Here is a 14,577-nt window from a genome sequence, read left to right on the forward strand (position 1 = left end):
GTCCACGCCTTCCAGCAGCTGTGCATTCTCGGCAATGTCGCGCACGTCGAGACGGACGAAGCGGGCGCCGTCCGGGACCTGCACGTTGGGCAGGTCGCCGTGGATCTGCGTCGACAGCGGGTCGAGCAGCGTGACGTCATGGCCCGCGGACAGCAGCCGGCGCGCGAGGGTGGTGCCGATGAAGCCGAGGCCGCCGGTGATGAGGATCTTTTGCATGGGTCGTGGTCGTGTGGGTTGGCTCGCAGGTCAGAGCTTGTCGCGCGGCATGAAGCGCTTTTCGGGCGCCCCGAGCAGCAGGTCGATCAGGAGCTGCTTTGCCCGGACCAGCCAGCCCCAGGGCTTGCCGTAGGCGGCGGCGACGATGGCGGGAAAATCCTTGCGGAACACCAGGTCGGGGCGCACCGAGGAGATGCCGCCGGCGGAGAAGTACGCGACCATCTCCTGCGACACCCCGAAGCGCAGCGCGCGATTGGAGACGATGTCGATGTTCAGCTTGTGGTCCGCCTGCATGCGGTAGCGGACCTCGTAGCGGTGCTCGAGCAGGTGGCTGCACCGATAGAAGATGCCCTGGTGGCACCAGTTGGCAAGGATGAGCGAGGTCCGCCGCGTCGACGGGCGCTGCACGCCGGTGGCCTGCATGTAGCAGGTGGCGGCGTAGAGGTGGTAGGGCTCGGGCGCTGCCGCGAGGTGGGCGATGACGCTGTCCATGCCGGGCAGCGCGATGTCGTCCACGCCGAAGAAGAGCAGGTAGGTTCCGTCCGCTGCGCCGATGCCGGCGTTGTAGGCGGCATAGACGCCTTCGGCCGGCACCTGCAGGCGCTTCACGTCGGCGAAGGCGGCGAGGGATGCGGGTTCGAGCCTGGCCGGTTCGCCACTCTCGACGAGGACGATCTGAATGCGGTGCGCGTGCGCCAAGGCCGAGAAGGAAGCGAGGCACAGCGCGAACGGTGCGGCGGGCGGGTCCTTGGCGGCAATGACGAGTGATAGAAGGTACTTATCCAAGTTGTCGCCTGGGGGTGGCTCCGTAGAGCGGGATGGTGGTGAGCAGCAGCAGGATGTAGATGGTGATGTCCTGCATGATCAGATTGAAGTCCTGGGACGCGCCGGCCAGGGACACCAGGAAGAACGGGTAGAAGATGGCGAGGTGCGTTGGCCGCGACAGCGTGCGTCGGAACACTGCAAGCAGCAGGCCGAGGTAGGCAACCACCACAATGGCGCAAAGCAAGATGCGCTCGTCGGGGAAATTGCACAACGCATAGGCGGACAGCCGGGCATTCGGGCCGGTGAAGGTGTTGATCCCGACCGTCTCGATCATCAGGGCGAATCCGAACAGCGTGTCGATGTTGTTCGCCGATGCGTCCCCGGCGAGCCGCGCCCAGCCGCGGTGCATGCTGGCGAAGGTCGAGACGTTCTCGCAGGCGGCGGTCGGCCGCTCTGAGAAGTAGGTCATGATCGTCGCTTCGCCGAAGAGGAAGAAGCGGTCCGAGACGTCGCCGGCCGACACGTCCAGCCGCGTCAGGGCCAGTGCCACCATCGCGCCCACGAAGACCGACAGCTTGAGTTTGTCGGCTCCGCGGATCTGCATGCGCGGGGCGATGGACAGGTCACGCAGCGCGAGGAAGGCGGTGAACAGACTGAACGCGAACGAGGCCTTGGACCCGGTCAGGACATTGCCGATGACGGCGGTGACCAGCAGCAGGTAGCCCAGGCCGCGCCGTCGCGGGTTCAGCAGCAGGATGAACACGCCGAGGTAGGACAGGGGCGTGGCCAGCTGGATGAATGGCTTGAGCAGCGAGAACCAGGCGCCGGTCATGTACTGGATGCGCGAGCTGCCGTCCGTGGGCGTCGCCACGTAGTTGAAGATCGCGATCAGCACCATGAAGGCGACGAACGGTCGCGCAAACGGGCCGTCGAAGAAGCGATTCAGCGCGTCGATCACCCGCACCCGGTTGCGGATGAGGCGGCCGTAGACGGCATACATCGCGGCCAGGAAGGCGAACTCGACGGCGAAGAAGTGGATGCCGCGCTCCACCGGGATCGCGTCCGTGCTCAGCCCGGCGATGACGGTCGTGGCGTTGAAGAAGAGCGTGATCTGCGAGAACAGCAGGCCGTTGAGCAGCTTCACACCGAACAGCTTCGGCGTGACGATGATCCCCACCACCGTGATCGCCAGCAGGGCCCAGGCGAAGACGGTGTCGAAGACGATCAGCTCAAGCAGGTCTTTCATGGCGTGCGATCGGCCCTCAGGTCACTTGCGGAGCAAGTCGCCCTGGTTCAGCAGCGACGAGTAGTGCGCCAGGTAGCGCATGAGGTTGAAATACCGGTCCGGGCCCAGCAGGCGCAAGGTCCAGCGGAACGCGCCGGTGATGATGCGCTGCTGGCGCGAGTAGTCGGCCTGGACCTTGAAGTTGGCATGCGTCGTGGACGCTGGCCGTGCCGAGGTCAGGCCGTGCTCGCGCGCGTAGCGGTGGACCGCACCGTTCGCCGCGAACGGGTTCGTCTCGCCCTGCACCTCCGGGCGGTCGCAGACGGCGTAGAACCGACGCAGCGCGGGCGCGACCGTGTCGCCGTTGTCGAAGCGCCCGTAGCTGTAGGCCGGGTCGGTGACCTGCACCAAGGCCTTCGCCTTGTGCAGGTAGTCACGGTAGACCGCCGCTGCCTGCGCGAAGTCGGGGCGGGATCCAGCGACATGGCGGGTCTGCTTGTCGGCGACGGCCTGCGCGTCCGATTCCACGAAGGAACTGAAGTGCACGAAGCCGAGTGCCGCACTGCCGTTGACGCGCCACCCGCGGTCGGTGCGCGACAGCTGCCGCTCGTGGAGGTTCCAGAAGGCCACGTTCAGGCCCGGGTCCTTGAGGAGACCGAGGTCGTCGAAGAAGGCGAATGCCAGGTCGATCCATTTCTGGTCGACGCCGAGCCCCAGCTGAGGCTCGTAGTAGCAGTCGCGGTGACAACGCGCATGCCACCAGCGCAGCATCTGCTCGGCCGAAGCCGAGCGTCGCACCGCGAAGAAGCCCAGGTTGTTGCTGCCGAAACGCAGCAGGTCGCGGTCGCTCGGCCGGCCTTCACCATCGTAGGGTGTGAGCGCATGCGGCGTGAACACGGCGGCGTGCCTGTCCAGGCCGGCGTACACCGTGTCGAGCGGCGAGAARACGCAGACGTCAGGATCGAGGTAGATGACCCGCTCGTGCGAGGCCAGCAAGTGCAGCGCGGCGCATGGCTTGAGTGCGGTGTTGAACTCGATGATGTTGTACTTGAATGCGCACTTCAGGTAGTCGGGGAAGCCGAGGTCCTCCGCCCACAGGATGCGTACGCGCGGATCCGACAGGCCGATGTCGCGCTTGCCGTCGGCGAGCAGGATCACCAGCGAGGCCTGCGGCTCGTGATCCAGTGCCGATAGGCACATTGCCATGGCCTTCGGCAGGTAGTTCACCGAGCAGGCCGTGAAGATGGCCGTCGAGGCCGCGCGCCCGGCGGGGCCGCCGGTGGCGTGCAGGGCGGCGGTCATGCGCCCACCACCCGGCGGTAGGCGTCGACGGTTTCCCGGGCACAGCGGTCCCAGGTGAACTCGCGCACGCGTGCCGCGCCGCGCGCCAGCAGGTCCGTGCGCCTGCTCTCGTCGAAGCATGCCACCTCCAGAGCCTGGCGGGTCGCGTCGACGTCGCTCGGATCGAACAGCATCGCCGCATCGCCGACGACCTCGGGAATGGAACTCGTGTCGGAGCAGACGACGACGCAGCCGGAACTCATCGCCTCCAGCGGCGGGATCCCGAAGCCCTCGTACAGCGAGGGGTAGACGAAGGCACGGGCATGGCGGTAGGTCCGCGCGAGGTCATCGTCGGAACCGCCGAGCCGCACGACGCTGCCCGGTCGCAACGGCAGGCTGGTGATGAGGGCCTGCTCGTCGGGGGTGAACGTCGGGCGCCCGCCGAAGGTGACGAGGTCGAAGTCCGCCGCAAGGCGCGCTGAGGCCGCATAGGCGCGCAAGGCCATGTCGAAGTTCTTGTAGCCGCCCCGGTGACCCACGTAGAGGAGATAGGGCCGATTGTGCGGAGACGTTTCGCCGGTTGGCGCGGGCGCGGCGAACAGGTCGGAACACGCGAGGTAGGTCACCGAGATTTTCTCGCGCGGAATGTTGAACAGGCGCACCAGGTCGTTCGCCGTGGAGTGCGAGATGCACAGCACGTGGTCCGCGGCCGCCACGCAGGCGGGCTTGCATCGAACGATGGGATCGGTGGGCGGAAAGTTGTCCGGGAACAGTTCGTGGATCATGTCGAACACCGTCAGCACCACCGGAACGCGAGAGCGTCGGACCGGCGGCGGGGAATAGTACGTGCGATGGATCAGCGACGGCGAACTGGCCCACGTCAGGGGTGGCGCGAGCACCGCATCGACCGCCCGGTATACGCGAGATTCACCGCGAAAACGCAGCGACACGCGCAGGGCCGTCTGCGGTACCGGACAGTCAGGCAGGTAGCCGTTGTAGTGCAGCGGCGCGATGACCCGCGCTCTGTAGCCCTCGGTGCGGTGGACGCGGGCCGCCAGCTCGCAGAAGTAGCGCGAGATGCCACCGAACTCCTGGGCGATGAAGGTCTGGTGGTCGTAAACGATGGTGTGCATGCAGATTTGCCTTGGTGCTCCGCGCGGATGGCCTGAAGGGGCGTCGAGTGAATGGCGTCAAGTCACCGGTCGTGGCCCGATTCGGCAGCACGGCACATCCGTGCCACGCACTCTTCGAGCGTGACGCTGGCCTGCCAGCCGAGCTTGTCGCGCGCCAGGCTGGGATCGGCAGCGCCGAAGCGGATGTCCGACGGCCGCAACAGCGTTGCATCATGGCGCACGTGATGGCGCCAATCCAGCCCGAAGTGGCTGAAGGCCAGGGCGACGAACTCCTCGAGCGACACGGTTCGGCCCGTGGCGATCACGCAATCGCCCGGCTCGGGTTGCTGCAGCATGCGCCACATGGCCTCCACGTATTCCGGGGCCCATCCCCAGTCGCGGTGGATATCCAGGTTGCCGATCGTCAGCGCATCCGCGGTGCCCTGCGCGATGCGGGCCGCTGAGCGCACGATCTTCTGGGTGACGAAGCGTTCCGGTCGCAGCGGCGACTCGTGGTTGAACAGGATGCCGGTGCTTGCATGCATGCCGTAGGCCTCGCGGTAGTTGGCCACGAGGTTGTGCGCACAGGCCTTGGCCACCGCGTACGGGCTGCGCGGCCGGAACGGCGTGGTCTCGCTGGCGCGCTGGGTACCTGTGTCGCCGAAGCACTCGCTGGAGCCGGCGCTGTAGAGCCGGATCGGCCGGTCGGCGAAGCGGATGGCTTCGAGCAGGTTCAGCGTTCCCATGGAGATGCTTTCGATCGTCTCCACGGGTTGCTCGAAGGACAGCCCGACCGAGGACTGTCCGGCCAGGTTGTAGATCTCGTCGGGTGCACTGAGCCGCAGCGTCTGCAGGACGCTGCGGAAGTCGTTCGGCGCCATCGACAGCAGTCGCACGCGCCCGGTCAGACCGAGCGATGCCAGGCCCGCGAAGCGTTGTGCGTTGGCGTCCCGCGAGGTGCCGAAGACCTGGTAGCCTTTGTCGAGCAGCAGCTGCGCAAGGTAGGCGCCGTCCTGTCCGCCCACGCCGCAGATCAGTGCTCGTCGTTCAGTGTGTTGCGTCATGGTTCCTGACGATTCGTGGAAGGGGCCGGTTCAGGCTGTCGGCGTCGGCTTCAGGCGCCGCCGCAGTTCGAGCGCGTGTTGCATCAGCGAGGCCGGCATCAGCAGCACGGGCACGAAGACACCCCAGAAGCGCGCCTCCCGCCAGCAGACGGGAAACGCGGCCAGAAAGCTTTTGAAGTAGACACCGCGCACCCGGCCCAGCTTGAAGCCGATGACACGGTTCACAAGCAGGTTGCGCAGCACCTTGCGCATCAGCAGCCGGTAGACCGGGCTCGCGCGGCCGAACACATCGCCGGCGGCATCGGAGAAGCCGATGATGTCGATCTGGAAGCGCTTGAAATGACCGGCGCTCAGGAAGGAGTCGTTGTCACTGCGGCAGCGCACGAGGGGCGCGGCCACCGCACCCCAGGTGCCGGCGTCGCGGATCATCGCGTACAGCACATACAGGTGCACGAGGCCGTTGTAGTACTTCTCGATGCCCGGTGCCTGCGCATGGCGGCTCCAGGCCTCCTTCCGGAAGACCTGGCCGGAGATGAAGCTCAGGTAGATGCCGAGGTCGTCGCATGCGTCCAGGGCCGAGCGGTGGACATGGACCCGCTCCGTGCGCGGCGTGAAGAGATCCATGTCGGGCAGGGCGCGTGTCATGCTCAGGTCGTACATCTGCCGGTTGACGCTGAAGCCGGGAAGTTCGGGGTGGCTCGCGATGGCCTGCAGAACCTCGGCCACTCCCCCCGGCGCCACCAGGTCGTCGCTCCCCATGAGCCAGGCGTAGCGGCCGGCCGCCAGCTCGACCGCCTTCAGGAAGTTGCGGTCGGCGCCGACGTTCGTGGCCGACCGCACGTAGCGGATCTGCGGGTGCCGCTGCGCCAGCTCCTGCATCAGCGCATCCGTGCCGTCGGTCGAGGCGTTGTCGCTCACGACGATCTCGACGCCGTCGACACCCTGGCCCAGGATGCTGTCGATCGTGTGGCGCAGCATATCGGCGCGGTTGTAGGTCGGGATGCAGATCGACAGGAGGTAGGGCATGGCGGGGCGAGGCGGGCGTATCAACGGGGTGTCCACATCCGGACCACGTGGCGCGGCAGCACCCACGAGACCGTCAGCAGGAAGGCGGTGATGAGCGCGATCACCATGCCGGCGACGCCGTAGCGTGGCGCGAGGACGACCTGCAGCGTCACGTTGATGGCGGCCTGGACGGGCACCCACTTCAGCAGCGGGCCGATGCGGCTCATGCTGGACAGCACGGTCGAAAAGGTGTCGGTCCAGATGCGCACCGAGAAATAGAGGCCCAGCAGCACGATCACCAGCGGACCCGCGGAGAGGGTGGTCCTGGGTGCCAGCAGGTCGAAGATCTGCCGTTCGAAGCACAGCACGCCGAGCGTGACCGCGAGCATGAAGCACGCTCCGCGTGCGAGGATCGCCTTCACCCGTGCGCGCACGGCCTGCCAGTCGTTTCGGGCGATGAGTTCGGTGAGAACGGGCCAGAACGCCAGCAGCACCGAGAAGTAGACGAAGAAGGCGGTGCCGAAGACCTTCATCGAGACGTTGTAGACCACGATGTCGGACGCTGGCAGGACCTGCGAGAGGACGATGTAGTCGACCTGCAGGACCACGGCCGCCATCACCGCCAGCCCGGTGAACTGCGCGGCGCGGCTCATCAGGATCCGGGTGTGGCCGCGGGTGAGGCGGCCGCCGCGCAGCCAGGCCCGGATGCCATGGGCCACGGCGAACGGCAGCGGCAGCAGCGCGGTGGGCGCGACGATGGCCACCAGGCACCACAGCAGCTGGTCGGCGGGCGCGGCGGCCGGCACGTGCTTCACGGCGATGAGTCCGATCACGGCGGCCAGCGCGGGCAGCACGTTGGCGAGATAGCCTTTCTGCACGGCGTACCAGACCTTGTAAACCAGCCCCCCGGCCACTGCCAGCAGCGAGAGCTGGCCGAACACGCGGAAGGACGCGGCCCGCGCCGCGTCGTCCAGGCCGGGGATGTTCTTGAGCAGCAGCGGCCCGAGGATGGGGCTGATGAGCGACTGCAGCACCATCAGGCCCAGCAGCAGCGCGAGCGCCAGCAGCAGGCCGGTCCAGACCAGGCCGTCCGAGGACTCGGACCTGGCGCGACGCTCGGCGATGTGGTTCTGCAGGCTGTTGCCGATGCCGCCGTCCGCCAGCGCATACCACCCCGCAAGGCCGGTCAGCAGCGCCATGCCGGCATAGAGATCGATGCCGATGCGGTCGATGATGACGCGGATGACGGCAATCTGGATCACGGCCGTGACCACCTTGCCGGCCCAGGCCGACAGGACCACCCAGTGATGCGGACGCAGCTTCATTGCGACGTCCCCGACAGACTGGCGGCCGCCGTGCGCAGCAGCCCGTCCTCCAGCGCCGTGGCTGGCTGCCATCCGAGTGCGGCGAGCCGGCGGGTGTCGGCGGCCGAGGCCATGATCTCGCCCGGGCGATGGGGCAGGGCACCGAAGTTCAGGTGCGAGGATGAGGCCGTCAGCCGATGCGCGGTTTCCACGAACCGGCGCAGCGGGATGGCGCTGCCGGTGCCGACCTGGTACTCGGTGACACCGGCCGGCAGGCGCAGCCCTTCGCCCAGCACGCAGGCATAGGCGCGGGCGACGTCCTCGACGTGGATGAAGTCGCGCAGCTGGTCGCCCGCGGTCAGCTCGATCTGCGGCTGCCCGCGTTGCAGCCTGGCGATGAGGTCGGGCACGAACTTGCGCGGACCGTCGCCTTCGCCGTAGACGTGCTCGAGTCGCAGGCTGGAATAGCGCAGCTGCGGATCGGTGGCGCAGGCGAGTTGTGCCCACTCGAGCAGCTCGCGCTTGGATCGGATGTAGGCCTGCAGGTGCGGGTAGCTGAACTGCGGTTTGCCGAAGAAGGTGTCGGTGCTGATGAACTGCGTGCAGCCCGCGGTGCGGCACAGGTCGAGCAGGCGGGCAGGCAGGAACAGATTGCTCTCCACGACCTCGGCCAGCCGGCCGTCGTGTCCATAGGCCGTCGCAAGATGGACCACCGCCTGCAGCGGGCCGGCACCGGTCGCGCCGGCGAGTTCGGAGGGCCGCAGCCAGAACTCGCACGCATCGCCTGCCGCGGGCCGCTCGGCGCTTTCGCGCAACAGCCCGGCGACGCGATGCCCCCCGTCGCGCAGGCAGCGCGCGACGTGCCGCCCGACAAAGCCGGCAGCACCCGTCAGCAGGATCCACGGGGACGCGTGATCACCCATGCGTCAGAAGCCGATGCCCAAGAACTCTTCGAGCCGCGCCACCACGTGGTCCAGGTGCTCGGTCGTCAGCCCGGGATACACGCCGAGCCAGAAGGTCTGGTGCATCACGATGTCGGTGTTGACCAGTTCGCCGCTGACGCGGAAGTTGCGCCCCAGCATGTACGGCTGGCGCGTCAGGTTGCCGGCGAACAGTAGCCGCGTGCCGATCTTGTGCTGGTCCAGGTAGGCCAGCAGGTCGACCCGCTTGATGCCGGACTCCGGCCGCAACACGAGCGGAAAGCCGAACCACGACGGATTCGCCTTCGGCGTCGCCTGCGGCATGTGGAAGAACTCGGCGCAGGACTGCAGCTTCTCGTGAAGGTAGGCGAAGTTTTCGCGGCGCGCGCGGATGAAGTCGTCCAGCCGGTCCATCTGCGCCAGTGCGCAGGCAGCCTGCATGTCGGAGATCTTCAGGTTGTAGCCGAGGTGCGAGTAGATGTACTTGTGGTCGTAGCCTTCCGGCAACTCGCCGAGCTTCCAGCAGAAGCGCTTGTTGCAGGTGTTGTCCTTGCCCGGGGCGCAATAGCAGTCGCGGCCCCAGTCACGGAACGACTCGGCGATGAGTTTCAGTTCGGCGTTGTTGGTGAACACCGCGCCGCCCTCGCCCATGGTGATGTGGTGCGCCGGGTAGAAACTGAGGGTCCCGATGTCGCCGAAGGTGCCGACCAGGCGCCCGTCGTAGGTGGCCCCCAGCGCGTCGCAGCAGTCTTCCACCAGCCAGAGGCCGTGCTTCTTGCTCAGCGCCGTCACCGCGTCCAGGTTGAACGGGTTGCCCAGCGAGTGGGCGAGCATGATGGCCTTCGTCTTCGGGGTGATCGCCGCCTCGATCTTGTCGGCATCGATGTTGTGGGTGGCCAGGTCCACGTCCACGAACACCGGCACGGCGCCGAACTGCAGGATCGGGTTGACGGTGGTCGGAAAGCCCGCGGCGACGCCGATAACTTCGTCGCCCGGGCGGATGGCCCGTTCGCCCAGGCGCGACGAGGTGAGCGTCGAGAACGCGACCAGGTTGGCTGAGGAGCCCGAGTTGACGGTGATCAGGTGCTTGACGCCCAGGAACCGCGCGAGCCGCTCCTCGAATGCCGCGTTGAAGCGTCCGGTGGTCAGCCAGCCGTCGAGGGAGGCCTCGACCATCAACTGCAACTCCTTCGCGCCGATGACCTTGCCCGATACCGGAACAGGCGACTGGCCCGGCACGAAGGGCCGGGGCGCCAGCGCCAGATCGGCGTACTGCTGGACCAGCTCGGCGATCTGCGCGCGCAGGGCCGCACCCGGCTGAGCCGGGGCCGGGACGACGGCGGGGATGATGGGGATGCTGCTCATGCGGATTCCTTGTCGGTCGAAGTCGTGTGCTGCCGGATCTGTGCGAGGCAGAGCGCCTGCATGTCCTGGTGATCGCGCCAGGCGTGGTGCCATTGCGTGATGCGCGTGAGCGCTGTGTCCAGGGGCCAGCGCGGCCGCCAGCCCAGGCGGCTGCGAGCCTTGGAGATGTCGAGCTTGAGGTAGTGCGCCTCGTGCGGGTGCGAGCCGCCATCGAGGCGCCAGCCGGCGCCCTGTCCCCATTCGCGGGCCATGCGCTCGACGATCCACTGCACCGGACGCGCGTCCTCGTCGCGCGGGCCGAAGTTCCATGCCTCGGCGAACGACTGGCCGTCGTGCCAGAGTCGCTCGGCCAGCACCAGGTAGCCCGACAGCGGCTCCAGCACATGCTGCCAGGGGCGGATCGAATGCGGGTTGCGAATGACGACCGGTTCGTTGCGTTCGAAGGCGCGCAGGATGTCGGGCACCAGCCGGTCGGCGGCCCAGTCGCCGCCGCCGATCACGTTGCCGGCGCGGGCGGATGCGAGCGCGATGCCGCCATCGCGGAAGAACGAGCGGCGATRGGCTGAGGTCACGAGCTCGGCGCAGCCCTTGCTGTTGCTGTACGGATCGTGACCCCCCATGGGCTCGTCCTCCCGGTACCCCCAGGGCCACTCTCGGTTTTCGTAGCACTTGTCAGTGGTCACGCTGACGACCGCGCGCACGGTGCCGACGTGACGTGCCGCCTCCAGCACGTGCACGGTGCCCATCACGTTCGTCGCGTAGGTTGCCACCGGGTCGGTGTACGAATGGCGCACCAGCGGCTGCGCCGCCATGTGGATGACGATCTCCGGCCTGGAGGCTGCCATGCAGGCGCGCACTGCGTCGGCGTTGCGAATGTCCGCGAGCGTGCTTTCCATGCCGGCGCCGATGCCGGCTTCGGCGTAGAGGTTGGGTGTCGTCGGCGCTTCCAGAGCCAAGCCGTGCAGCTGCGCGCCCAGCGATTGCAACCACAGGCTCAGCCAGCCGCCCTTGAAGCCGGTGTGCCCCGTGAGCAGCACACGTTTGCCCTGCCAGAAGGCGGGTGTGACGCCGGCGTCCGGCACAGCGGCCGCGTACGTGCCGCTCATTCCCACGCCTTCCACGGCGCGCAGCCCGAGGCCCACAGCTCTTCCAGGTGGTGCTTGTCACGCAGCGTGTCCATTGGCTGCCAGAACCCGGTGTGCTCGTAGGCCATCAGCTGCTGGTCGGCGGCCAGCCGCATCAGCGGCTCCTGCTCCCAGATCGTCGTGTCATCCTTGACGTAGTCGAGCACCGACGGCTTCAACACGAAGAATCCGCCGTTGATCATGGCGCCGTCGCCCTGGGGCTTCTCCTTGAAATTGAGCACCTGCCGGTCACGGATCTCGAGCGCACCGAAACGGCCCGGCGGGTAGGTGGCCGTCAGCGTGGCAGCCTTGCCGTGGGCCTGGTGAAAAGCGATGCTGGCACGGATGTCGATGTCGCCGACACCGTCGCCATACGTGAAGCAGAAGGCCTCCTCGTCGCGCACGAAGCGGGCGACGCGTAGCAGCCGCCCGCCGGTCATCGAGTCGTCGCCGGTGTCCACCAGCGTCACCTTCCAGGGCTCGGCGCGCTTCTGGTGTACTTCCATCGTGTTGCTGCGCATGTCGAAGGTGACGTCGGACATGTGCAGGAAGTAGTTCGCGAAGTACTCCTTGATGACGTAGCCCTTGTAGCCGCAGCAGATCACGAAGTCGTTGACGCCGTGGTGGGCATACATCTTCAGGATGTGCCACAGGATCGGCTTGCCGCCGATCTCGACCATGGGCTTGGGCCGCGTGGCGGTTTCTTCGCTGAGGCGGGTGCCGAGGCCTCCGGCCAGGATCACAGCTTTCATGTCTTTCCTCTGATCAGGCCGACGCGGAACAGACGAACGCGTCGGAATGGAAGTGGTGTTCGGCCAGGCCCGCAGCGAGCAGCTCGTGCCGGGCGCCGTGGATCATGGCCTCGGAGCCGCAGGCGTACACGACGGTGYGGCTCCAGTCATGGGGTTGTCCCAGCAGCGCCTGCTGGACATGGCCACGCGTGCCGGTCCAGCCGGAATCGGCGCGCGACAGCACCGGCGTGAACACCGGTGCCGAGGGATGCGCGGCGACATCCCAGTAGAGATCGTGCGGGATCCGTCCACCCCACAGCACCGAAATGGACCGTGCACGGGCGCCGTCGGCACGGGCATCGCGAGCCAGGTCATCGAGCATGGCCTTCACCGGCGCAATGCCTGTCCCGGTGGCGAGGAAGACGATGTCGACGCCGTCGATCTCTCGCAGGAAGAATGTGCCAAGCGGGCCATGCAGGCGCAGCAGGTCGTTCGGCTTCGCCTGGCCGAACCAGTAGGCGCTCATCGTGCCGCCGGGCACTTCCCGGATGTGCAGCTCGAGTTGCTTCTCGGGTCCGGGCAGGTTGGCGATGGAGTAGCTGCGGCGGATGCCGCCGTGCCCGATCACGTCGACGTACTGGCCCGGCAGGAAATCGAACGCCGTGGTGGGTGGCAGGCGCAGCATCACCTTGAGGACATCCGGCGCCAGGCGGTCGAGGGACTGGATGCGGCACGGTACGGTCCGAGCCTGCGGCAAGTGGATGTTGCCTAGATCCTCGATCTCCAGCCGGACATCGGTCTCGGCGGTCCGGACGCAGGTCAGGATCCAGCCGGCATCGCGCTCCTGCGCACTCAGCCCCAGCTCGTCGTGCAACGCGATGGTGCGGCCGGCGCTGACCCGGCTCCTGCACGAGCTGCAGCGTCCGGTGCGACAGCTGTAGGCCATCGCCACGTCGGCGCGCAGCGCTGCACCCAGCAGCGATTCGCCGGGATCCGCCCGAAAGGTCTTGCCGCTGGATGTGTGGACGAGAGACATGGCGCACTGAAGGAAAGCCGGGGGAGAAACCGCGGTCACTCGTGGTGGTCGTAGGCCTGGAAGCCCGCAAGCTTGACGAGGCTGTCGCGGCGCGCGCTGGCGTAGTCGGCCTCGACCATTTCCTTGACCAGCTCGGGCAGCGTCGTGCGGGGAACCCAGCCGAGCTTCGCCTTGGCCTTGCTGGGGTCGCCGAGCAAGGTTTCGACCTCGGTGGGTCGGTAGTACCGCGGGTCGACGCGCACGATCACGTCGCCGGGCTTGCACTTGACGGGCTCCTTGCCGGTGGCCGGCAGGACCTCGGCCACGACTCCGACCTCCTTCTCGCCCTCCCCTTCGAAGCGGATCCGGATGCCCAGCTCGCGCGCAGAAAACTCGACGAACTGTCGCACGCTGTACTGGACACCGGTCGCGATGACGAAGTCTTCCGGTTGTGCCTGCTGCAGCATCAGCCACTGCATCTCGACGTAGTCACGCGCGTGTCCCCAGTCACGCAGTGCGCTCATGTTGCCGAGATACAGGCAGTCCTGCAGGCCCAGCGCGATGCGGGCCATTGCTCGGGTGATCTTGCGCGTCACGAATGTCTCGCCGCGCAGCGGGCTCTCGTGGTTGAACAGCACGCCGTTGCAGGCATACATGCCGTAGGCCTCACGGTAGTTGACGGTGATCCAGTAGGCGTACAGCTTGGCCACCGCGTACGGGCTGCGCGGGTAGAACGGCGTGGTTTCCTTTTGTGGAATCTCCTGCACCAGGCCGTACAGCTCACTCGTGCTCGCCTGGTAGAAACGGGTCTTCTTCTCGAGGCCGAGGATGCGAATCGCCTCGAGGATGCGCAGCGTGCCGATGCCATCGGCGTTCGCGGTGTATTCGGGCGTTTCGAACGACACCGCGACATGGCTCATCGCAGCGAGGTTGTAGATCTCGTCCGGCTGTACTTGCTGGATGATGCGGATGAGATTGGTCGAATCGGTCAGATCGCCGTAGTGAAGCTTGAAGCGCTGGTGGTCGACGTGCGGATCCTGGTACAGGTGATCGATGCGGTCGGTGTTGAACAGCGAGGCGCGGCGCTTGATGCCATGGACCTCGTATCCCTTGGCGAGCAGCAGCTCGCTGAGGTAGGCGCCGTCCTGGCCGGTGACGCCGGTGATGAGGGCAACTTTGGGCTGGGTCATGGAAGGTCTTCTTTCAACAATGCGAGGGGGATGGGCTCAGGCGCGGCGGAATGGAGCACTGTCATAGGCCGCCCGGATGCCGTCGCGCAAGGAAGTGCTTGCGCGCCAGCCCAGTGCCGCCAGGCGACTGACGTCCAGCAGCTTGCGCGGGGTTCCGTCCGGCTTGCTGCTGTCGAAAACGATGCGGCCGTCGAACCCCACGATCTGCATCACGGTCTCGGCCAGCTCGCGAATGGTCACGTCCGTGCCGGTGCCGATGT

General features: G+C 67.0%; 14 protein-coding genes and 1 pseudogene. All 15 read right to left on the minus strand.

All coding sequences use genetic code 11. From position 1 onward, the window contains the following. Nucleotides 1-216: NAD-dependent epimerase/dehydratase family protein (locus AC1D15_RS05550; RefSeq protein ID WP_477825214.1), on the minus strand; the 216-nt coding region annotated here is incomplete at its 3' end. Between the two features lie 30 nt (nt 217-246). Continuing rightward, complete coding sequence (locus AC1D15_RS05555) at nt 247-1,002, minus strand: glycosyltransferase family 2 protein (RefSeq protein WP_477825215.1); 756 nt, start codon at nt 1,000-1,002, stop codon at nt 247-249. Next, entirely contained in the window at nt 995-2,161 is a 1,167-nt protein-coding gene (locus AC1D15_RS05560; RefSeq protein ID WP_477825216.1) for a hypothetical protein, read from the minus strand. The genes AC1D15_RS05555 and AC1D15_RS05560 overlap by 8 nt, the downstream gene beginning before the upstream one ends. Nucleotides 2,162-2,248: 87 nt before the next feature. Next, nucleotides 2,249-3,508, minus strand: coding sequence for a glycosyl transferase (locus AC1D15_RS05565; protein WP_477825217.1), 1,260 nt, complete (start codon nt 3,506-3,508; stop codon nt 2,249-2,251). After that, nucleotides 3,505-4,620: a glycosyltransferase family 4 protein gene (locus AC1D15_RS05570; RefSeq protein WP_477825218.1), complete on the minus strand. Its 1,116-nt coding sequence runs from the start codon at nt 4,618-4,620 to the stop codon at nt 3,505-3,507. Before AC1D15_RS05570 ends, AC1D15_RS05565 begins: the two co-directional genes overlap by 4 nt. A gap of 62 nt (nt 4,621-4,682) precedes the next feature. Then, a complete protein-coding gene (locus tag AC1D15_RS05575; protein ID WP_477825219.1) occupies nt 4,683-5,663 on the minus strand; it encodes a GDP-mannose 4,6-dehydratase in 981 nt (326 codons plus the stop codon). Nucleotides 5,664-5,693: 30 nt separating this feature from the next. Beyond that, on the minus strand, nt 5,694-6,689 hold the full coding sequence (locus tag AC1D15_RS05580) for a glycosyltransferase family 2 protein (protein ID WP_477825220.1): 996 nt from the start codon (nt 6,687-6,689) through the stop codon (nt 5,694-5,696). A gap of 20 nt (nt 6,690-6,709) precedes the next feature. After that, the gene (locus tag AC1D15_RS05585) at nt 6,710-8,065 is read right to left on the minus strand and encodes a hypothetical protein (RefSeq protein ID WP_477825221.1); all 1,356 of its coding nucleotides are present in this window, start codon (nt 8,063-8,065) and stop codon (nt 6,710-6,712) included. After that, the gene (locus AC1D15_RS05590) at nt 7,990-8,895 is read right to left on the minus strand and encodes an NAD-dependent epimerase/dehydratase family protein (RefSeq protein WP_477825222.1); all 906 of its coding nucleotides are present in this window, start codon (nt 8,893-8,895) and stop codon (nt 7,990-7,992) included. Before AC1D15_RS05590 ends, AC1D15_RS05585 begins: the two co-directional genes overlap by 76 nt. A 3-nt stretch (nt 8,896-8,898) precedes the next feature. Beyond that, nucleotides 8,899-10,257: a lipopolysaccharide biosynthesis protein RfbH gene (gene rfbH / locus AC1D15_RS05595; protein ID WP_477825223.1), complete on the minus strand. Its 1,359-nt coding sequence runs from the start codon at nt 10,255-10,257 to the stop codon at nt 8,899-8,901. Next, nucleotides 10,254-11,363: a CDP-glucose 4,6-dehydratase gene (rfbG, locus tag AC1D15_RS05600; RefSeq protein ID WP_477825227.1), complete on the minus strand. Its 1,110-nt coding sequence runs from the start codon at nt 11,361-11,363 to the stop codon at nt 10,254-10,256. Before rfbG ends, rfbH begins: the two co-directional genes overlap by 4 nt. Beyond that, complete coding sequence (rfbF, locus tag AC1D15_RS05605; RefSeq protein WP_477825224.1) at nt 11,360-12,133, minus strand: glucose-1-phosphate cytidylyltransferase; 774 nt, start codon at nt 12,131-12,133, stop codon at nt 11,360-11,362. Before rfbF ends, rfbG begins: the two co-directional genes overlap by 4 nt. 13 nt (nt 12,134-12,146) lie before the next feature. Next, on the minus strand, nt 12,147-13,187 hold the full coding sequence (locus AC1D15_RS05610) for an FAD-binding oxidoreductase (RefSeq protein WP_477825225.1): 1,041 nt from the start codon (nt 13,185-13,187) through the stop codon (nt 12,147-12,149). Then, complete coding sequence (gene gmd / locus AC1D15_RS05615; protein ID WP_477825226.1) at nt 13,184-14,317, minus strand: GDP-mannose 4,6-dehydratase; 1,134 nt, start codon at nt 14,315-14,317, stop codon at nt 13,184-13,186. Before gmd ends, AC1D15_RS05610 begins: the two co-directional genes overlap by 4 nt. Nucleotides 14,318-14,353: 36 nt before the next feature. Further along, nucleotides 14,354-14,577: pseudogene (locus AC1D15_RS05620) on the minus strand (GDP-L-fucose synthase); the annotation flags it as partial.

This window comes from Rhizobacter sp. P2_H2 (assembly GCF_056403375.1).